Source organism: Rhizobium sp. WW22, from assembly GCF_047041135.1.
Classification (GTDB): Bacteria; Pseudomonadota; Alphaproteobacteria; order Rhizobiales; family Rhizobiaceae; genus Rhizobium.
Genome location: NZ_CP178198.1, coordinates 1,239,479 through 1,258,967, shown reverse-complemented (window position 1 = coordinate 1,258,967; position 19,489 = coordinate 1,239,479). Strand labels below are relative to the sequence as shown.

The following is a 19,489-nucleotide window of genomic DNA, read 5'->3' as shown; positions in this document are numbered from 1 at the left end:
AAGTATGACAGCGTTATGAAGCAGCGTCATACTTTGGAATTCTGTTTGGAACATGCCTGGATTTTTCGTCCAGGCGAGCAGTTACCAAAAACGCGATAAGGCCGCTCGAACTTGTTAAGTCGCAAACGGCCTTATCCCGGATGTCATTGCGCTTGGGCGGACAGTTTATTGTCCGCCTCTTGGCGCGATCAGGCTTCGGTGCCGTCCGCCAGGGTCGGCTCGACCGGAGCTTCTTCGGAAGCGCCGAGGTCACGGCCCGATGCGCTCTGCTGGCGAGCGATACCGTCGATGGCAGCGCGCGAGATCAGGTCGCAGTAAAGAGCGATGGCGCGCGAGGCGTCGTCGTTGCCCGGGATCGGATAGTCGATCAGGTCCGGATCGCAGTTCGAGTCGATGATTGCGACGACCGGGATGCCGAGGCGCTTGGCTTCGTCGATCGCGATCTTTTCCTTGTTGGTGTCGATGATGAACATCAGGTCCGGCGTGCCGCCCATGTCCTTGATACCGCCGAGGGCCTTGTCGAGCTTTTCGCGCTCGCGCTCAAGGTTCAGACGCTCCTTCTTGGTGAAGCCCTGGGCTTCGCCGGAGAGGATTTCGTCGAGCTTGCGCAGACGCTGGATCGAGTTGGAGATCGTCTTCCAGTTGGTCATCATGCCGCCGAGCCAGCGGGCGTTGACGTAGTACTGAGCCGAACGCTTTGCGCTGTCAGCGATCAGTTCGGACGCCTGACGCTTGGTGCCGACGAACAGGACGCGGCCGCCACGGGCAACGGTGTCGCTGACAACCTGCAGAGCGCGGCTCAGCAACGGAACCGTCTGTGCGAGGTCGATGATGTGGATGTTGTTACGATCGCCGAAAATGTACGGCTTCATCTTCGGGTTCCAGCGGTGCGTCTGGTGGCCGAAGTGAACACCTGCTTCAAGAAGCTGGCGCATAGAAAAATCGGGCAATGCCATGCCTTTGTATCCTTTTCCGGTTGAACCTCCGCAAGGCGAACAGCATCCTCTTCGAGAATGCCACCGGGCGGAACAATCCGGATTTCTCCCGGACAATCCCATGCCTTACGTGTGGAATGCGGGTGCCCATACATTCGATTCGCGTGGAATGCAAGGCTTGAGGCTCAAAATAGCCGATTCTTATCTCAATCCATCCCGCAGTGGGCTACTGGCAGGCCTTCGTACCGAGAACTTCAAGCTTTGTGAGCTTACCGGTCAGCACGAAGTCACCATAATCCATGGTGAGGTCGCGCGTGATGCCGTTCTCGTAAAGTTTAAAGGACATACGGTAGACAGGTACGGCGTCGCCCGTGGACTTTTCGTTGAAATAAGCCACGGTCACCGGCCAGAAAGGTGTCTTAGAGAAGGCGCCAGCCTTGTCAGCATCGGGATCATCGGTGGCCGGCGTCTGCTCCTTGCCGACGACGGTGGTGGCGATCAGCGGCTTGTCGCCGTCATCCGAACCATCGAAGACCTGGGCTTCGAAGAAATTCTTGCCGAGCTTCGCGTTATGGATGATGTCGAGCATATGCTCCGTCGGGAAACGGCTCTCGATGATCTGGACCTGCTTGTTGTGCGGCTGGGTGAGGTCCACCTTGATGCCCTTCTGGTCGTCGCTTGCCGCACCGCGCACATCCTTGTCGAGCTGGCTGTCGGTATAGGACTTGGTTTCGAAGCGGAACAAGCGCTTGCCGAGATCCTCGAAGGTCGTCGTCTGCTGGTCGCTGACGCGAGTGGAATCGCCGGTGTCGATCTTGGTCACGAAACGGAAATTAGTGGTGAATCCGGTACAATCCGAGCCTTCAAACTCATAGACCATCCGGCCGACCATGCCGGAAATGCCGGAGCGATCAGAAGCATCCTTCAGTTCGAGCTCGTAGACGGCGCGATGCGCGATCAGCCCGCTTGGACCGGCCGCATGGGCTGCCGAAGCCCCTAGGGACAGAATGCTCAGGCCCGAAAAAACGGTAGCAGCAAGACTCGAGCGGAACATTCATTATCTCCTGTTGGACTCGCACGCGATGTTATAAGAACGCTTTCGGCTGAAACGAGGCTGCCGATCCTAAGTGACCGAATTTAGTCTTGATGCCGGATTTTTGAAGTTTTTACAACAAAACGGGAGATGAATAATGTCCGACGCTATTGAGGGCCGCCTGCAGGAACTCGGCATCGTTCTGCCGCAGGCTGCAGCACCGGCCGCCAATTACGTTCCCTATGTCATCAGCGGCAATCTTCTCTATCTATCGGGCCAGCTGCCGATGGAAAACGGCAAGATCGGCGTGACGGGTCATCTCGGCAAGGATGTCGATGTAGCCGGCGGGCAGCGGGCGGCAGAGCTCTGCGCCATCAATATTCTCGCCCAGGCGAAAGCTGCCCTCGGCGGTGATCTCGGCCGGATCAAGCGGCTGATCAAGCTCAATGGCTTCGTTGCCTCAACGCCCGATTTCGTCGAACAACACCTAGTGATCAACGGCGCGTCCAATCTTCTGGCAAACGTACTGGGCGAAGCCGGCAAGCATGCCCGCGCCGCCGTCGGCATGGCCGCCCTGCCGCTCAATGCCGCCGTTGAAATCGATGCCATTCTGGAAATTGCATAATGAGCAAGCTTGCCTGGCTGACCGAGCGCCCCGTCGCTCACCGCGGCTATCATGACATGAACAAAGAAGTCTGGGAGAACACGCTTTCCGCCTTCAACCGCGCTATCGAAGCCGGCTTTGCCATCGAGTGCGATCTCCACTACGCCTCGGACGGCGTTCCCGTGGTCTTCCATGACGACGACCTCCAGCGCGTCTGCAATCTGCCGGGCGAAGTGCGCGAGCGCACCTCGGCGGAACTCGGCCTGCTTTCTATAGGCGGCACCAGGGACAAGATCCCGACGCTGAAGCAGCTTCTGCAGCTCTGCGGCGGCAAGGTGCCGCTCGTGCTTGAGCTGAAAGGACGCGAGGGCGATGACGAAGGCTTTGCGGAATCCGTTCTCGAAGTGCTCGAAGGCTATAAAGGCCATGTGGCCCTGATGAGTTTCGACCATTGGCTGCTCAAGGACCTCAAGGCGCTGGAAGCACCCTACCCTGTGGGACTGACGGCCGAAGGAAACAAGCCTGAGACGTTTTTTCAGCATGACGAAGCCATGCATCTTGGGCTAGACTTCATTTCGTATTTCTACGGCCACTTGCCGAACCCCTTTGTTACGGCGCAACGCCAGCGCAGTATTCCGGTCATCACCTGGACCGTGCGCAACGAAGCGGCCCGCAAACATACGTTTGCCAACGCAGACCAGATGACCTTTGAAGGTTTTGATCCGCGCCAGGCCTCGTAAATCGGCATCGATTGAAGGAGAGGCTTTGCGCATACCCAAATTGCCGCTGCGCCGACAGCACGCCGATCGGGCGGATGGCGCAGCGGTGAAAGCCCCTCTCTTCCTTCCAAGCGCAAGAGTTTGATGACAGACGAATTATCCATTCGAGTCGAACGATCCTTCAAGAACATCGCCCCGGAAAGCTGGTCGAAGCTCGCCGGAGCGTCCAGAACCGGTAGCGTCCTGCCCTACAATCCCTTTGTCTCGCACGCCTTCCTGTCATCGCTGGAGGAGTCCGGTTCCGCGACCGACAAGACCGGCTGGCTCGGCAGTCATCTGCTGCTCGAAACCGACGGCGGCGAATTGCTTGGTGCCGTCGCGGGCTACCTGAAGAGCCATAGCCAGGGCGAATATGTCTTCGACCACGGCTGGGCCGATGCCTTCGAACGGGCCGGCGGCCGCTATTATCCGAAGCTGCAGTGCTCCATTCCCTTCACGCCCGCCACGGGACCGCGGCTGCTCGTCGCTGAGGGACAGGACCGAAGCGTGCTGCAGCCGGCGCTTGCCGAAAGTCTGAAAGAGGTCACCCGGCAGCTCGGCGTTTCCTCGGCGCACATCACCTTCCTGCCGGAAGACGAGATTTCTGTTTTCGAAACCGACGGCTATCTGCATCGCACCGACCAGCAGTTCCATTTCATCAACGAGGGCTATGCCAATCACGACGCGTTCCTGGAGACGCTAGCATCGCGCAAGCGGAAGGCGTTGAAGAAGGAACGGCGCGCGGCGGTCGAGCATGGCATCACCATCGACTGGCTGACCGGCAGCGATCTGACCGAAGGCATATGGGACCAGTTCTTCGCCTTCTATATGGATACCGGCAGCCGCAAATGGGGCCGCCCCTACCTCACGCGGAAATTCTATTCGCTGATCGGCGAGCGTATGTCTGACGATATCCTGCTCGTCATGGCGAGGCGCGAAGGACGTTACATCGCCGGCGCCATCAACTTCATCGGCGGCGAGACGCTTTACGGTCGCCATTGGGGCTGCATCGAGGATCATCCCTTTCTGCATTTCGAAGTCTGCTATCATCAGGCGATCGATTTTGCGCTGAGTAAAGGCTTGAAGCGCGTGGAAGCCGGGGCGCAGGGCGAACACAAGTTGGCGCGCGGCTATCTTCCCGTCATCACGCATTCCGCGCACTATATCGGTCATCAGGGCCTGCGACGCGCCGTTGCGGACTATCTGAAGCATGAGCGGGAACAAGTGGAGGAGATGAGCGAAATCCTCACCGAGCACAGCCCCTTCCGCAAAGGTGAACGGCAGGATATCTAACCGTTCGGCATAAACACAAACGCAAGACGAGGAGACACTGGATGACCAGCCCCGCCTATGACGACAACAATATCTTCGCAAAGATCCTGAAAGGCGAGATCCCTTCCTACCGCGTCTACGAGGATGAGCATACAGTAGCCTTCATGGATGTGATGCCGCAGTCGCCGGGCCATACGCTTGTCGTGCCGAAGGTGCCCTCCCGCAATATTTTCGATGCCGAACCGGCTGCATTGCAGCAGGCTATCACCGTGGTACAGAAGATCGCCGTCGCCGTTCGGGAAGCCTTCGACGCGGACGGCGTCTATATCGCGCAGTTCAACGAGCCCCCCGCGGGGCAAACCGTCTTCCATCTGCATTTCCACGTTATTCCGCGCATTGAGGGTGTCGCGCTGAAGCCGCATTCGGGCAAGATGGAGGATGGCGCCGTGCTGGCGGAAAACGCTAGAAAGATCATCGAAGCGCTGGCTTGATGCGCCGAGCTCCTCAAGTCTTCTCTGAGATTTTTCTTATAACCATATAAAAACGGCTGCATTATTTCTAACGCAGCCGTTTTATTTTTTTTAAATCACCGATCGGCGACTACTTACTTACGCGGAACCTTCGGAACCGTGCCACCGCCCTTGCGCGGTGACTTGCCTTCGGACTCGCCGCTTTCACCTGATGTCGCAGCTTTAGCCGAGCGGCGGCTATCGGCTGCCGTCGCAGCCTTACCGACGCGGCTTCTGGCCTTGACTGTCGTGTCGCCGTCATCCTCTTCCACCTCGGCCGGCACATCGCCCACTTCGGCTTCCGGCTTCGGCCGGATCGGAGCGGTGTCGGCGATCGCCTCGAGCAGGATGCCGGTCGAGCCGTCTTCCTTCTTGCCGACCGTGACGGTGACGACGCCGCCCTTCTTCAGCTTGCCGAAGAGGATTTCGTTCGCCAGCGGCTTCTTGATGTTTTCCTGGATGACGCGCGCCAGCGGACGGGCGCCCATCTTGTCGTCGTAACCCTTCTCGGACAGCCATGCGATTGCGTCCTCATGCAGGTCGAAGGTAACGTTCCGTTCGGAAAGCTGCGCTTCCAGCTGCATGATGAACTTCTGCACGACCTTGTGGATAACGGTCGTCGGCAGCGGTGCGAAGGGAATGACCGCATCCAGACGATTGCGGAATTCCGGGGTGAACAGGCGGTTGAGAGCCTCTTCATCCTCGCCGGTCCGCTTGGACGAACCGAAGCCGATCGCAGCCTTGGCCATTTCCGAAGCGCCCGCATTGGTCGTCATGATAAGGATGACGTTGCGGAAGTCGATCTTCTTGCCGTTGTGGTCGGTCAGCGCGCCGTGGTCCATGACCTGCAGCAGGATATTGAAGATATCCGGATGCGCCTTCTCGATTTCGTCGAGCAGAACCACGCTGTGCGGATGCTGATCGACGCCGTCGGTCAGGAGTCCGCCCTGGTCGAAGCCGACATAGCCGGGAGGTGCACCAAGCAGACGGGAAACCGTATGGCGCTCCATATATTCAGACATGTCGAAACGCAGCAGTTCGACGCCGAGCGAGGAAGCAAGCTGCTTGGCGACTTCCGTCTTGCCGACGCCGGTGGGGCCGGAGAAGACATAGCAGCCGATCGGCTTGTTCGGTTCGCGCAGGCCGGCACGTGCCAGCTTGATCGAAGTTGAAAGTGCTTCGATCGCCGTATCCTGGCCGTAGACGACCGAACGCAGTTCCTGCTCGAGGTTGGCGAGAACCATCTCGTCATCCTTGGAAACCGTCTTCGGCGGAATGCGGGCCATGGTGGCGATCGTCACCTCGATCTCGCGCTCGGTGATCAGCTTGCGACGCTTCGAGGGCGGCAACAGCATTTGCGCGGCGCCGGTTTCATCGATGACGTCGATCGCCTTGTCCGGCAGCTTGCGGTCGGAGATATAGCGGGCCGACAACTCGACCGCCGACTTGATGGCATCGTTCGAGTAGCGCAGGTGGTGATACTCTTCGAAATAGGGCTTCAGGCCCTTCATGATTTCGATGGCATCCTCGATGCTCGGCTCGTTGACGTCGATCTTCTGGAAACGGCGGACGAGAGCCCGGTCCTTCTCGAAGAACTGACGGTATTCCTTATAGGTGGTCGAGCCGATGCAACGGATCGCGCCAGAGGAAAGGGCCGGCTTCAGCAGGTTCGACGCATCCATCGCGCCACCGGAGGTGGCGCCCGCACCGATAACAGTGTGGATCTCGTCGATGAACAACACGGCGCCCGGATACTCTTCGAGTTCCTTGACGACCTGCTTCAGGCGTTCTTCGAAATCGCCGCGATAACGGGTGCCGGCAAGCAGCGTGCCCATATCCAGCGAAAAGATCGTGGCATCGGCCAGAGCTTCAGGCACCTTGCCTTCTACGATCCGCTTGGCAAGACCTTCGGCAATCGCCGTCTTGCCGACGCCGGGATCGCCGACATAGAGCGGGTTGTTCTTCGAGCGGCGGCACAGCACCTGGATGGTGCGGTTGACCTCAGAGTGGCGGCCGATCAGCGGATCGATCTTGCCGCTCTTGGCCTTCTCATTGAGGTTGACGCAGTAGGCCTTCAGCGCATCCTGCTGCTTCTTGCCGTTGCCCTCCTCCTGCTCGCCGCGGGAGGTCGGCTTGCTCTCGGATTCGCTTTCCTCGGCGCCGCGCGGCGTGCGGGTCTGGGAGGAACCCGGGCGCTTGCCGATGCCGTGAGAGATGTAGTTGACCGCGTCGTAGCGGGTCATTTCCTGCTCCTGCAGGAAAAAGGCAGCATGGCTTTCCCGCTCCGCGAAAATCGCGACGAGAACATTGGCGCCCGTCACTTCCTCGCGGCCGGAAGATTGCACATGGATCACGGCGCGCTGGATGACGCGCTGGAAGCCGGAGGTCGGCTTCGAGTCCTCATCATAGCCCGTGACCAGGTTGGAGAGTTCATTATCGACGTATTCAGTCAGAGTCTTACGGAGCGCGTCGAGATCAACATTGCACGCGCCCATGACAGCTGCGGCATCGGCGTCGTCTACCAGCGCCAAAAGCAGATGTTCCAGCGTGGCATACTCGTGATGCCGCTCGTTCGCGTAGGTCAGTGCCTGATGCAGCGCCTTCTCAAGACTAGGCGAAAATGTTGGCACGTTCAGATCCTCACTTCTTTTCCATAACACATTGCAGCGGATGCTGGTGCTGCCGGGCAAAGTCCATCACCTGGCTCACCTTCGTTTCGGCTACTTCATATGTATATATCCCGCACTCACCCACGCCATGGTTGTGGACATGAAGCATGATACGGGTGGCGCCTTCGAGATCCTTTTGGAAGAAACGCTCCAGGATATGGATCACGAAGTCCATGGGCGTATAGTCGTCATTCAGAAGCAGCACGCGGTACAGGTTCGGTTTTTTGGTTTTGGGCTTGGTGCGTGTAATCACCGAGGTCCCACGGTTTCCGTTGTCCCCGTTCCTTTCGCTGTTGTTTTGCATCCGGATCGGCTCAGCGATCATTTCATTCATTCCTCAAATCATCCGGCAGAAGCTATCGCATTCCGACTTGGCACTGGGGTTGGGTTCTTCACTTGGTCGGGCCGGATATCCGAACCTCTAACTTAGTTCATATTGGCGGGATTTTAAGCCCCTTGCGGAACACTGCAATCACAATTCGCTGACAAAGCGGGCTGCGGTCAAAAAAGTCGCTGCATATCTTCGCCTTTGGTTCGATGCACCAAAACGCAAAAGACCGGCCACGCATCGCGCAGCCGGCCTTTTCGGAAATTTTGCCTTTCGGCGAAAGCTTAAGCGGCGGTCGCCGTAGCTGCTGCCTTGCTGGCAGCCTTCGTTGCAGCCGCGACGGGCGCCTCGTAGGGCTTGTAGGCGTTCTTGGCGAGATCGGCATACATTTCACCGAGCTTGGTGGCTTCGGCAACGAAATTTTCGTAGGAGGACTTCACATAGCTGCTCTGCAGTTCGAAGGCAGCTTCGAAGCTCTTGACGCCGGCGAGCGTTTCGAAGTGCGCAACACCATCCTGGAAAGACTTCTTGGAGTATTCAGCAGCTTCGGCGGCGATCGCCTGAAAACCCTTAGTGACATCGGAATAGCTCTTCAGCGCCGTGTCCATGGCTTCCTTGCCCTTCTTGTTGGCTTCATCGAAATTGAACATGCTTCTCCGTCCCTTGTTGGCCGACCGGTAGCCGGTTTACAGGGGTAAAACTTAAATGCAATGCACAAATAGTCAAGTAGTCTTGTGCGTCGCAATAACCCCTTTTAGTTGTATTTTAGATAACACCCTAATGCCGCTAGTGATGAGTGCTGCGCATCATTTTGTTTTTTCTAAAATATATCATCGGGCCTGCAACCACAGGCTTTGATTAAAATATTGGCATTTGGTCAGAAAGAAGCCGCAAGAGATCAAAACGGTGGCGGAATGATCAAATTGATAACTGCCAAAGAAAAAGGCCGCATTTCAATGAAATACGGCCGGAATACTCGATCACTATACGAGATCGATGGAATCAGAGATCGACGTCCAAAATGGCCATCGAGAAGTTATAGGAGCGGTCGCCATCTTCATCGTCGATATAGACGACACCCAGAAATTCTTCGCCGAGATAGACTTCCGCAGAATCGTTCTTGCGCGGGCGGGCCTTCACCACGACCTGCGGGTTGAACGTGCGCTTGAAATAGGCGTCGAGCTTCTTGATTTCTTCAGGCTTCACAATGCTTCTCCGTGAGGATCTCGGTTGGCCGCTTCTTGCATAGGAAAAGCGGCGGTGTAAAGACCGGAACCGCGCATACCCCCTCAGCGGCAGCACAAGCCTCCGAAAGTCACACGGGATTTTTCTAGATTCCCGCGCCCATGATCTGATCCACGACCAATTGCTCGGCCAACAGCTGGTCCATCGAGCGTGAAGGTTCCGAACACCCTGCTTCTCCGACTACCTTGGCCGGAACGCCGGCCACGGTCGTCTTGGCGGGGACCTCCTTCAGCACTACCGAGCCTGCGGCGATGCGCGAGCAATGGCCGATCTGGATATTGCCGAGAATCTTGGCGCCCGCGCCGATGAGGACGCCATGGGCGATCTTCGGATGGCGGTCGCTGCCCTCCTTGCCGGTGCCGCCGAGCGTGACCCCGTGCAGGATGGAGACGTTGTCGCCGATCACGGCCGTCTCGCCGACGACAAGACCGGTCGCGTGATCGAGGAAGATGCCCTTGCCGATGCGCGCCGCCGGGTTGATATCGGTCTGGAAGACGCTGGAGGAGCGGCTCTGCAGATAGAGCGCGAAATCGCGGCGGCCGCGATTATAGAGCCAATGCGCAAGGCGATGTGTCTGCAGCGCATGGAAGCCCTTGAAATAGAGCACCGGCTCCAGGAACCGCAGGCAGGCAGGGTCGCGATCATAGACGGCCTGGATATCGACGCGCAGAATCGATCCCCACTCCGGCCAGTCTGCCAGCATTTCCTCGAAGGTCTGCCGCAGGAGGATGGCCTGCAGGTCCGGATGGTCGAGCCGCTCGCAAATGCGATAGATAACGCATTCTTCCAGCGAACGATGGTTGATGATCGTCGAATAGAGGAAGGCAGCAAGGAGCGGGTCCTTTTCGGCAGCGGCGCGTGCTTCCTCGCGCATGCTGTCCCAGATCGGGTCCATGACCTTCACTGCGCCCAAGCCCTCTACCTGGCGAATATCCATTGCTGCGACCATTGGCGGTCTCCCGATTTTCTGTCAGGGGTGCATTATATAGAATAAAAGCCACACAAGACAAATGGGTTGGTCGCATATGATTTTCGAGCATGATTTTGCCGGCGGTCTCATTCGCGCGACATGCAGCGATGGCATAGGCATGATCGCGATTAGCAACCCCGACAGAAAGAATGCGGTGACGGCCGCCATGTGGCGTGCGATCCCGCAAGCAGCGCGCATTCTGACCGATGAAGCCCATGCGCATGTGATTGTTCTGCGTGGCACGGGCGTGGATTTTTCAGCCGGCGCCGATATCAGCGAATTCGACAGCGTTCGCAAGAATTCCGAGACCGCAGTCGCCTATGAGGCTCTGAACAGCCGGGCTTTCGAGGCTATCCGTCACTGCCGCGTGCCGACGATCGCCGCAATCCGCGGCATCTGCTATGGAGGCGGCTTCGGGCTCGCGGCCGCCTGCGATCTGCGGATCGCCGAAAAAGGCGCGCGGTTTTCCGTTCCCGCCGCTCGCCTCGGCATCGCCTATCCCGCCGACGCCGTGCAGGATATCGTCAACGCGCTCGGGCAGCAGATGGCGAAGGTTGCCTTGTTTACCGGTGCCTCCATGTCGAGCGAGAAGATGGCTGCCGTCGGCTTTCTTCTGGAGGAAGTCGAGGCAAGCGTATTCGATGGCGAAGTCTCTGCCCTCACCCATGCGATTGCGGCCAATGCGCCGATCGCGCTGCACGCTTCGAAACTCGCGATCCGGGCCGTCATCGAGCAGGATGGCGACCTGTTGCGCGAAGCGGAAGTGATCGGCGCCGAGACGTTCGACAGCGCCGATTACGCCGAGGGCCGTGCCGCCTTTGCCGAGCGGCGGAAGCCGCATTTCACCGGCAAGTGACTTGCAACTTAGCGCCTGTCCAGGCGCCGGTAGAATTCCAGAACCGCAGCCTTGAAGACCTTGTCGCCGACGGCGAGCATATGATCGCGGTTCGGAATGTCTATGGCCTCGGCATTCGGCATCAGTGCAGCCAACTCCTGCCCGGAGCCGGCAATATCGTCCTTGGTGCCGACGGCGATCAATGTCGGCGCCTCGATCTTCGCCACATCGTCCCGTGAAACCAGATCGCGCGAGCCCTGGATGCAGGCGGCCAGCGCCTGACGGTCGCTTTTCGTCTGTTCGGCAAAAGCACGGAACATGCGCCCGCGCGTATGGGTGACATCATCGAGCGACGGCGCCACCAGCGCATCCGCAATCGGATCCCAATCGCCGACGCCCTCGACCATGCCGATACCGAGGCCGCCGAGAACCAGTGAGCGGACACGATCCGCATGAGCGATCGCCATGAAGGCAGAAACGCGCGCGCCCATGGAATAACCCATGACATGCGCCTCTGAAATGTCCAGATGATCGAGGAGTGCCACGGCATCCTCTGCCATAATCCAAGGGTGATAGACATCGACATCGTAAGGTTTGTCGCTCGAACCGTGACCGCGATTGTCGATGGCGATGACGCGACAACCCGCCTCGCCGAGCGTCTTCAGCCAGCCGGGATTGACCCAATTGGTAATCGCCGTGGAGGCGAAGCCGTGGATCAGCAGCACTGGCGGGCCGTTCGGATCTCCTTCGTCGAAAAAGGCGAGCTTCAATCCATCTCGGACAAAGTGGAGCATCTTGGGAGCATTCAAATTCATGGCTTCGTCTTTATAAAAATTAGGTCCTCTTGGCGGCGGACCATATTTTATCGGCGATATCAAATGAACCCTGCGCTTGCGAAAATCTCTGCATCAAGCCGGACTTTCGCACTACACAATCGGGAAGAAGGATTATAAAGAGGGGCTACCAAGTCTGGCGCAACATTCATGCCGCTCACGGCAAGACGCATTCGGAGATCATCATGGCCGGCCACAATATTCCCCATTTTCAGAACGACGGCGGACATCGCGTCATCGAAATCGGCGTGAAGGAATTCATGTGCACCGGCGCTTCGGTTCCCTATGATCATCCGCACATCTTCATCGATCTCGGAGATGAGAACGAGAAGGTTTGCTCCTACTGCTCGACGCTCTATCGCTACAATCCGTCGCTGAAGGCGGATCAGACCAATCCGGCCGGCTGCGTCTTCCATTTCAAGGCTGCCTGACGCCATAGCGTCCGATCGGACACAAGAAATGCCGATCAAAGCAGCCGCAATCATCGGCGCCGGAATAGCTGGATTGACAGCGGCGCTGGCGCTGGCGCGACATGGCATTGCCTCCGACATTTTCGAACAGGCAGAGGTGCTGACCGAGGTTGGCGCCGGCCTGCAGATTTCGCCAAATGCCTCCCGCATTCTCGATACGCTCGGCGTTCTCGACAAACTTCGATCCGTTTGGCTGGAGCCGGAGGAAGTCCGGCTCGTGTCCGGCTCATCCCTGCGTCCCGTTGCGTTGGTTCCCTGTGGAAAATTTGCAAGAGAGCGATGGGGTGCGCCCTACGGGACCGCGCATCGAGCGACCGTGCAAAAGGCGCTTCTGGATGCGGTGACGGGCAATACCCTATGCAGGCTGCATCTCGGCCGGCACATCGACATCAAAAACAAGCTGGCGCTGGAAGAGATCGCTGGAAAGAAGTTCGATCTCGTCATCGGTGCCGACGGCGTCTGGTCGAAAGCGCACGCGATGGTGCCAGGCGCGCCCTCGCCGCTCTTTTCGGGCAATATTGCCTGGCGTTTCTCCATTCCTGAGGCGGTCGCCCCTTCCGTCCTGAGCAAGACAAGCGTTACGGCCTTCCTCGGGCCATCGAGCCATCTCGTCTGCTATCCCATTCGGGAAACTGCCGCCTTCAATATCGTCGCGATCGTCTCCGGCAGCGGCACCAGCCGCGATTGGGGCATAGCCGGCAACAGAACGCAACGTGAGCAGATGCTGCGCGGCTTTTCCGGCTGGAACAGAACGATCCTGCAAATGCTCGAAGCCCAGGAGCAGGCCAGCTTCTGGCCGCTCTACGAGATGAAGGCGGGCCGATGGCATAATGGCAGCGATACGATTCTGATCGGGGACGCCGCGCATGCGATGATGCCGTTTGCGGCCCAGGGTGCGGCCATGGCAATAGAGGACGCCTTCGAGCTTGCCGGCATGCTTTCGGGACGCGAGCCCGCGGAAGCTTTCGAGCTCTACGAGAGGCATCGAGCCCCGCGGATATCCCGCCTGCGCCAGCGCGCCGCCTTCAACCAGTTTGCCTATCACGCACGCGGCCCCATCCGCTTGGCGCGCGATCTCGTCCTCTCGCTGCGCCCGCCGCAAAGCCTCGCGGCGGACATGGATTGGATCTACGGCTATCGCGCCATCGGCTGATCAGACCTGCCGGACGGCAGCAAAGCCGTTTTCGATATCCGCCTTGATGTCGGCGACGTCTTCCAGGCCGATTTGCAGCCTGATAACAGGCCCCTCCGTCGGAGCCTTGGTCACGCGCCGGTCACTGAGGTTGACGTGCAGTGCAAGGCTCTCGAAGCCGCCCCAGGAATAGCCGAGACCGAAAATGCGCAGAGCATCCAGGAAGGCATGCGCCTTCACCTTGAATTTTTGCGGATCGCCGACGGCCAGAACGAAAGAGAAAATTCCGCTCGCTCCCTTGAAATCGCGCTTCCACAAGTCGTGGCCCGGGAAGCTCGGCAGGGCCGGATGCAGCACGCGCGCAACTTCTTCCCTGCCCTCGAGCCATTGTGCGATCGCAAGCGCGCTTTCCTGATGACGCTCCAGACGCAGGCCCATGGTACGCAAGCCGCGCAGGACCTGATAGGCATCGTCAGGCGCGCCGCAGAGACCGAGCTGCCCATGCGCGGCGATCAATTGCTTCCAATGCGCTCATTGGCCGAAACGGTTCCCATCAAGATATCAGAGTGGCCGGCCGGATATTTCGTCACGGCATGAATGGAAACGTCGACGCCATGGTCGAGCGGCTTGAAATAGAGCGGCGTCGCCCAGGTATTGTCCATGGTGACGACGCAGCCATGACGATGAGCCGCCGCCGAAATAGCCGGAATATCCTGCATTTCGAAGGTGTTGGAGCCCGGCGCTTCAGTATGGACCAGCCTAGTGTTCGGCTTGATCAGCTGTTCGATGCCGGCACCCACCATAGGATCGTAATATTCGACCTCGATACCGAGGCGCTTCAGCATCGTATCGCAGAAGAATCGCGTGGGGCCGTAGACCGAATCGACGATCAAGGCATGATCGCCAGCAGACAGATAAGCGAGAAACGTCACCGTCACCGCTGCAAGCCCCGAGGGAACGATTACCGTTCCAGCGGAGCTTTCTAGCGCATTCATCGCCTCGCAAAGCGCATCCGTAGTCGGCGTTCCACGCGTACCGTAGGTGTATTTCTGGTCATGCGTCTCCATCACCCGCGCATTGGGAAACAGCACCGTCGAAGCATGCACCACGGGCGGATTGACGAATCCATGGAAATCGAACGGCGAATTGCCGATGTGAGACAAACGCGTGTTGATGCCGGCGTTCTGCAGGAAGTTGTCTTTGTCTTTCATGTCCGGATATGCCTTTGGCGCTGCGAGAAAGTGGATTTGTGGCGACCAAGCTCCGCCTGGTCAACCCCGGTGCTTCCAATGCGCTCACATTATTCGAAGGCTAAAATAACAAAAATGAGAGAAGAAACCGCATTTTCGCGCAGTTTTTTGGCAAAACGTCGCTCATTTTGACGCCAAATGCCCAGTTTTCGGCCGGGGCGAGCGAAAATGCCGAATAAATCCGCAATAATTAGGGCGATCTCTTGACCGCTACACCTTTTACGACTGTGATAGCGCCACTCGCTCCGAGAAGGAAGGAACGTGGTTCCCAAGGGACCTGCTTCGGAGGCGATACTCTTTTAATTATAAAACAAATAGACAAAGGTAGGGAAAATGAAAAAGTTTGCTCTCTCCGTATTCCTCGGAGCCGCAGCATTGGCTTACACCGCGTCCGGTGCGTCGGCTTCGACGCTGAGCGACGTAAAGGCCAAGGGCTTCGTCCAGTGCGGCGTGAATACCGGCCTTCTCGGCTTTGCACAGCCTGATGCGGCCGGTAACTGGGCCGGTTTTGACATCGACTTCTGCAAGGCTGTCGCTTCCGCTGTCTTTGGCGATCCGACCAAGGTGAAGTACACGCCTCTCAGCGCCAAGGACCGCTTCACCGCGCTGCAGTCCGGCGAAATCGACGTACTTTCCCGTAACACCACCTGGACCATCAACCGCGACACCGCGCTCGGCCTCAAATTCCGTCCGGTCACCTATTATGACGGCCAGGGTTTCATGGTTCGCAAGGAGCTGAACGTAAAATCGGCGCTCGAACTTTCCGGCGCGGCAGTTTGCGTCCAGTCCGGCACGACGACCGAGCTGAACCTGGCAGACTATTTCAAGACCAACAACCTGCAATACAATCCGGTCGTCTTCGACAAGCTCGAAGAAGTCAACACCGCCTATGATTCCGGTCGTTGCGATGTCTACACGACCGACCAGTCCGGTCTCTACGCTCTGCGCCTGACCTTGAAGAACCCGGACGACAACGTCGTTCTGCCGGAAATCATCTCCAAGGAGCCGCTCGGCCCGGCCGTTCGCCAGGGCGACGACCAATGGTTCAACATTGTCAGCTGGACGGCCTATGCGCTCGTGAACGCCGAAGAATTCGGCATCACCCAGAAGAACGTCGACGAGATGAAGAACTCGGCTAATCCGGACATCAAGCGCTTTCTGGGCGCAGAACAGGGTTCGACGATCGGCACCGACCTCGGCCTGACCAACGACTGGGCCTATAACATCATCAAGGGCGTCGGCAATTACGGCGAAGTCTTCGACCGCAACATCGGCGCAGGCAGCCCGCTGAAGATCGCTCGTGGTCTCAACGCTCTGTGGAGCAAGGGCGGCATCCAGTACGCACCGCCGGTGCGCTAAATCGCAAAGAGCCTAGCTTTAAGAGAGAGGCGGCTTCGCCTCTCTCCCCTCAAGAAAACAAGCCTGAAACAGGCACATTGGGGAAAAACTCTATATGGCAATTACTGTAAACTCGCCTGAAGGCGGGCGCTCGGCACTATCAGCGGCGCTATACGACCCCAAAGTTCGGGGTGCCTTCTATCAGGCGCTTACTATCATCATTCTCGCGGGACTCTGCTGGTTTGTCGTCACGAACACCATCGACAATCTGCGCGCATTGAACCGCTCATTCGGCTTCGGCTTTCTGGAAGGGCGCGCTGGCTTTAACCTGGGACAAGCGCTGATTCCCTACTCCAGCGATTCGACCAATGCCACGGCCCTTCTCGTCGGCGTGCTGAACACACTCCTGATTTCGGTGGTAGGCATCGTCGCGGCGACTATCGTTGGCTTCCTCATCGGCATCGGCAGGCTTTCGCATAACTGGCTGATTGCGAAACTTTCCCAGGCCTACGTCGAAATCTTCCGCAACATCCCGCCCCTCCTCGTCATCTTCTTCTGGTACAGCGGCGTTCTGGTGCTGCTGCCGCAGGCGCGCGATGCCGTGCACCTGCCCTTTTCCAGCTATCTCAGCAATCGCGGCCTTGCCTTTCCGAGCCCGATCTTCGGCGCGGGCATGTGGGCCGTCGGTATCGCCTTCATCATCGCCATAGCCGCCGTATTTTTCGTGGCGCGCTGGGCGCACAGGCGTCAGGCGGCAACCGGTCAGCAATTCCATACGGTGTGGGTATCAATCGGCATCCTGATCGGGCTGCCGTTGCTGGTCTTCCTGGTAACGGGCATGCCACTTTCTTTCGACTATCCCATTGCCGGCAAATTCAACCTGACGGGCGGTACGGTCATAGGGCCGGAATTCCTTGCACTTCTCCTCGCCCTCTCCCTTTATACCGCATCCTATATTGCCGAAATCGTACGCGCAGGCATCCGTGGCGTGCCGAAAGGGCAATCGGAAGCTGCAGGCGCACTTGGTCTGCGTGCATCGGCCATCAACCGGCTGATCGTCATACCGCAGGCAATGCGCATCATCATTCCGCCGCTGACGAGCCAATATCTCAACCTGATCAAGAACTCGTCGCTTGCCATCGCGATCGGCTATGCCGATCTCGTCGCTGTCGGTGGCGTGATCCTCAATCAGTCCGGCAGAGCCGTCGAAGTCGTCATCATCTGGATGATCATCTATCTCGCCCTGAGCATCGTAACATCGCTGTTCATGAACTGGTTCAACGCCAAGATGGCTCTGGTGGAGAGATAAGATGTCGAGCGTAGATCAACACTTCGTCAGCAAGACATTGCTTATGGCGCAGCCGGCGCCCGCCAGCGAAAGAGGCGCGTGGCACTGGTTGAAAAAGAACCTGTTTGCCACGCCGAAGGACATCGTCCTGACTCTGATTGCCATCACCTTCCTTGCGTGGGTGATCCCGCACCTGGTCGACTGGCTGTTCATAAATGCAGTCTGGAGCGGGACCGACCGCACCTTCTGTGCCACAACCGTTCAGGGCGGAACGCAGCCGGATGGCTGGAACGCCGCCTGCTGGGCCTTTGTCCGCGCAAAATTCGCCATCTTCATGTTCGGCCTTTATCCGCCGGACGAGCGCTGGCGACCGATCCTCGTCTGCATCCTGATGATCGCCAGCTTCGCTCCGTTGCTGATACCATCGGTTCCCCGGAAGGGGTTGAACGCAATCCTTGCATTTTTCGTGCTGCCAGTCGTTTCGTTCTTCCTGCTCCACGGAGGCTTCGGCCTTCAGACGGTGGAAACAGAACGATGGGGCGGCCTGCTGGTAACGCTGGTGATCGCTTTCGTCGCCATCGCAGTGTCGTTCCCGTTCGGCATCGTGCTTGCGCTCGGCCGCCGTTCCAAGATGCCGGTTTTGCGCATGCTGTGCGTGATGTTCATCGAGATCATCCGCGGCGTGCCGCTGATCACCGTGCTGTTCATGGCAAGCTACATGCTGCCACTGTTCATGCCGCAGGGCTGGACGGTAGATAAGCTGCTGCGTGCAGTGATCGGCGTTGCGATCTTCACCTCGGCCTATATGGCCGAAGTCATTCGCGGCGGTCTGCAGGCCATACCAAAGGGCCAGTTCGAGGGCGCCGATTCACTCGGCCTCGGCTATTGGCAGAAGATGCGGCTGATCATTTTGCCGCAGGCGATCAAGCTGGTCATTCCCGGCATCGTCAACACCTATATCGGCATGTTCAAGGACACGTCGCTGGTTGCGATCATCGGCATGTTCGACCTGCTCGGCATCGTCCGCCAGAACTTTTCGGATGCGACCTGGGCAAGTGCGGTGACGCCAGTAACGGGTCTTGTATTCGCCGGATTCGTTTTTTGGCTGTTCTGCTTTGGCATGTCGCGCTATTCAGGTTTCGTGGAACGCCATCTCGACACCGGCCACAAGCGATAAAATTGAGGGAAACACAAAATGGCTGAAGCCCAATCGAAGAAAATGACCGTCTCCGAGACCGAGGTCGCGGTCGACATGATCAACATGAACAAGTGGTACGGCGATTTCCACGTGCTGCGCGATATCAATCTGAAGGTCATGCGCGGTGAGCGCATCGTCATCGCCGGCCCGTCCGGCTCAGGCAAATCGACGATGATCCGCTGCATCAACCGCCTGGAAGAACACCAGAAAGGCCAGATCATCGTCGATGGCGTCGAGCTCACCAACGATCTGAAGAAGATCGACGAAGTGCGCCGCGAAGTCGGTATGGTGTTCCAGCACTTCAATCTCTTCCCGCACCTGACCATTCTGGAAAACTGCACGCTGGCACCGATCTGGGTGCGCAAGATGCCGAAGAAGCAGGCGGAAGAGATCGCCATGCACTTCCTCACCCGCGTCAAGATCCCGGAGCAGGCCAAGAAATATCCCGGCCAGCTTTCCGGCGGCCAGCAGCAGCGCGTGGCGATCGCCCGCTCGCTCTGCATGAACCCGAAGATCATGCTGTTCGACGAGCCGACGTCTGCGCTCGACCCCGAAATGATCAAGGAAGTGCTCGACACCATGGTTGGCCTTGCCGAAGAAGGCATGACCATGCTGTGCGTCACCCACGAAATGGGCTTTGCCCGCCAGGTTGCCAACCGCGTCATCTTCATGGACCAGGGCCAGATCGTCGAGCAGAATTCGCCGAAGGAATTCTTCGACAACCCGCAGCATGAGCGCACAAAGCTGTTCCTCAGCCAGATCCTGCACTGATTTGGAACAGATCGAATGAACAAAACCCGCCGCTGCGTCGCAGCCGGCGGG

Annotated in this window: 19 protein-coding genes and 1 pseudogene; 11 read left to right on the top strand and 9 right to left on the bottom strand. The window is 58.2% G+C overall.

From position 1 onward, the window contains the following. Nucleotides 1-188: 188 nt before the first annotated feature. Together rpsB and ACK83U_RS06335 are read right to left on the bottom strand one after the other, a co-directional pair. Nucleotides 189-956, bottom strand: a complete 768-nt coding sequence (gene rpsB, locus ACK83U_RS06340; protein WP_069612086.1) for a 30S ribosomal protein S2 — start codon at nt 954-956, stop codon at nt 189-191. 205 nt (nt 957-1,161) lie between these two features. After that, nucleotides 1,162-1,989 carry a cell envelope integrity EipB family protein gene (locus tag ACK83U_RS06335; RefSeq protein WP_015339792.1) on the bottom strand — a complete coding sequence of 276 codons (828 nt, stop codon included), beginning with the start codon at nt 1,987-1,989 and terminating at the stop codon, nt 1,162-1,164. Between the two features lie 136 nt (nt 1,990-2,125). On the opposite strand from ACK83U_RS06335, the gene ACK83U_RS06330 reads away from it, so the two are divergent. From ACK83U_RS06330 to ACK83U_RS06315, 4 genes are all read left to right on the top strand, one after another. Next, nucleotides 2,126-2,593, top strand: a complete 468-nt coding sequence (locus tag ACK83U_RS06330) for a RidA family protein (protein WP_112338313.1) — start codon at nt 2,126-2,128, stop codon at nt 2,591-2,593. Further along, the gene (locus ACK83U_RS06325; RefSeq protein WP_112610203.1) at nt 2,593-3,312 is read left to right on the top strand and encodes a glycerophosphodiester phosphodiesterase; all 720 of its coding nucleotides are present in this window, start codon (nt 2,593-2,595) and stop codon (nt 3,310-3,312) included. The genes ACK83U_RS06330 and ACK83U_RS06325 overlap by 1 nt, the downstream gene beginning before the upstream one ends. A gap of 123 nt (nt 3,313-3,435) precedes the next feature. Beyond that, nucleotides 3,436-4,623 (top strand): GNAT family N-acetyltransferase, encoded by a 1,188-nt coding sequence (locus ACK83U_RS06320; RefSeq protein WP_112610201.1) that lies wholly within the window; start codon nt 3,436-3,438, stop codon nt 4,621-4,623. 41 nt (nt 4,624-4,664) lie between these two features. After that, the gene (locus ACK83U_RS06315; RefSeq protein WP_112610199.1) at nt 4,665-5,093 is read left to right on the top strand and encodes an HIT family protein; all 429 of its coding nucleotides are present in this window, start codon (nt 4,665-4,667) and stop codon (nt 5,091-5,093) included. Nucleotides 5,094-5,206: 113 nt separating this feature from the next. Here ACK83U_RS06315 and clpA read toward each other — a convergent pair whose 3' ends face one another. From clpA to cysE, 5 genes are all read right to left on the bottom strand, one after another. Beyond that, nucleotides 5,207-7,741, bottom strand: coding sequence for an ATP-dependent Clp protease ATP-binding subunit ClpA (gene clpA / locus ACK83U_RS06310; protein ID WP_112338310.1), 2,535 nt, complete (start codon nt 7,739-7,741; stop codon nt 5,207-5,209). Nucleotides 7,742-7,751: 10 nt separating this feature from the next. After that, nucleotides 7,752-8,105, bottom strand: a complete 354-nt coding sequence (gene clpS / locus ACK83U_RS06305; RefSeq protein ID WP_041677877.1) for an ATP-dependent Clp protease adapter ClpS — start codon at nt 8,103-8,105, stop codon at nt 7,752-7,754. 287 nt (nt 8,106-8,392) lie between these two features. After that, nucleotides 8,393-8,758, bottom strand: coding sequence for a phasin family protein (locus ACK83U_RS06300; RefSeq protein ID WP_075852495.1), 366 nt, complete (start codon nt 8,756-8,758; stop codon nt 8,393-8,395). A 352-nt stretch (nt 8,759-9,110) separates the two neighbouring features. Continuing rightward, a complete protein-coding gene (locus ACK83U_RS06295) occupies nt 9,111-9,314 on the bottom strand; it encodes a DUF3126 family protein (RefSeq protein ID WP_015339784.1) in 204 nt (67 codons plus the stop codon). A gap of 124 nt (nt 9,315-9,438) precedes the next feature. Then, a complete protein-coding gene (gene cysE / locus ACK83U_RS06290) occupies nt 9,439-10,302 on the bottom strand; it encodes a serine O-acetyltransferase (RefSeq protein WP_112400491.1) in 864 nt (287 codons plus the stop codon). A gap of 76 nt (nt 10,303-10,378) precedes the next feature. Between cysE and ACK83U_RS06285 the strand changes: the two genes are divergently transcribed. Beyond that, nucleotides 10,379-11,179 carry an enoyl-CoA hydratase-related protein gene (locus ACK83U_RS06285; protein WP_112610347.1) on the top strand — a complete coding sequence of 267 codons (801 nt, stop codon included), beginning with the start codon at nt 10,379-10,381 and terminating at the stop codon, nt 11,177-11,179. A gap of 8 nt (nt 11,180-11,187) precedes the next feature. Here ACK83U_RS06285 and ACK83U_RS06280 read toward each other — a convergent pair whose 3' ends face one another. Further along, the gene (locus ACK83U_RS06280; RefSeq protein ID WP_112610197.1) at nt 11,188-11,973 is read right to left on the bottom strand and encodes an alpha/beta fold hydrolase; all 786 of its coding nucleotides are present in this window, start codon (nt 11,971-11,973) and stop codon (nt 11,188-11,190) included. 203 nt (nt 11,974-12,176) lie between these two features. On the opposite strand from ACK83U_RS06280, the gene ACK83U_RS06275 reads away from it, so the two are divergent. After that, nucleotides 12,177-12,422: a zinc-finger domain-containing protein gene (locus ACK83U_RS06275; RefSeq protein ID WP_015339780.1), complete on the top strand. Its 246-nt coding sequence runs from the start codon at nt 12,177-12,179 to the stop codon at nt 12,420-12,422. Between the two features lie 28 nt (nt 12,423-12,450). After that, the gene (locus ACK83U_RS06270; RefSeq protein ID WP_112610195.1) at nt 12,451-13,614 is read left to right on the top strand and encodes an FAD-dependent monooxygenase; all 1,164 of its coding nucleotides are present in this window, start codon (nt 12,451-12,453) and stop codon (nt 13,612-13,614) included. Here the strand turns inward: ACK83U_RS06270 and ACK83U_RS06265 are convergent. Beyond that, nucleotides 13,615-14,804 (bottom strand): annotated as a pseudogene (locus ACK83U_RS06265) (cystathionine beta-lyase). 372 nt (nt 14,805-15,176) lie between these two features. Between ACK83U_RS06265 and ACK83U_RS06260 the strand changes: the two are divergent. The 4 genes from ACK83U_RS06260 (at nt 15,177) to ACK83U_RS06245 (ending at nt 19,438) form a co-directional block, all read left to right on the top strand. Continuing rightward, the gene (locus ACK83U_RS06260) at nt 15,177-16,202 is read left to right on the top strand and encodes an amino acid ABC transporter substrate-binding protein (protein ID WP_112610193.1); all 1,026 of its coding nucleotides are present in this window, start codon (nt 15,177-15,179) and stop codon (nt 16,200-16,202) included. A 94-nt stretch (nt 16,203-16,296) separates the two neighbouring features. Continuing rightward, nucleotides 16,297-17,490, top strand: coding sequence for an amino acid ABC transporter permease (locus tag ACK83U_RS06255; RefSeq protein WP_112610191.1), 1,194 nt, complete (start codon nt 16,297-16,299; stop codon nt 17,488-17,490). Nucleotide 17,491: 1 nt separating this feature from the next. Then, nucleotides 17,492-18,646, top strand: coding sequence for an amino acid ABC transporter permease (locus ACK83U_RS06250; RefSeq protein ID WP_112610189.1), 1,155 nt, complete (start codon nt 17,492-17,494; stop codon nt 18,644-18,646). 18 nt (nt 18,647-18,664) lie between these two features. Further along, nucleotides 18,665-19,438, top strand: coding sequence for an amino acid ABC transporter ATP-binding protein (locus ACK83U_RS06245; RefSeq protein WP_015339774.1), 774 nt, complete (start codon nt 18,665-18,667; stop codon nt 19,436-19,438). Nucleotides 19,439-19,489: the final 51 nt, after the last annotated feature.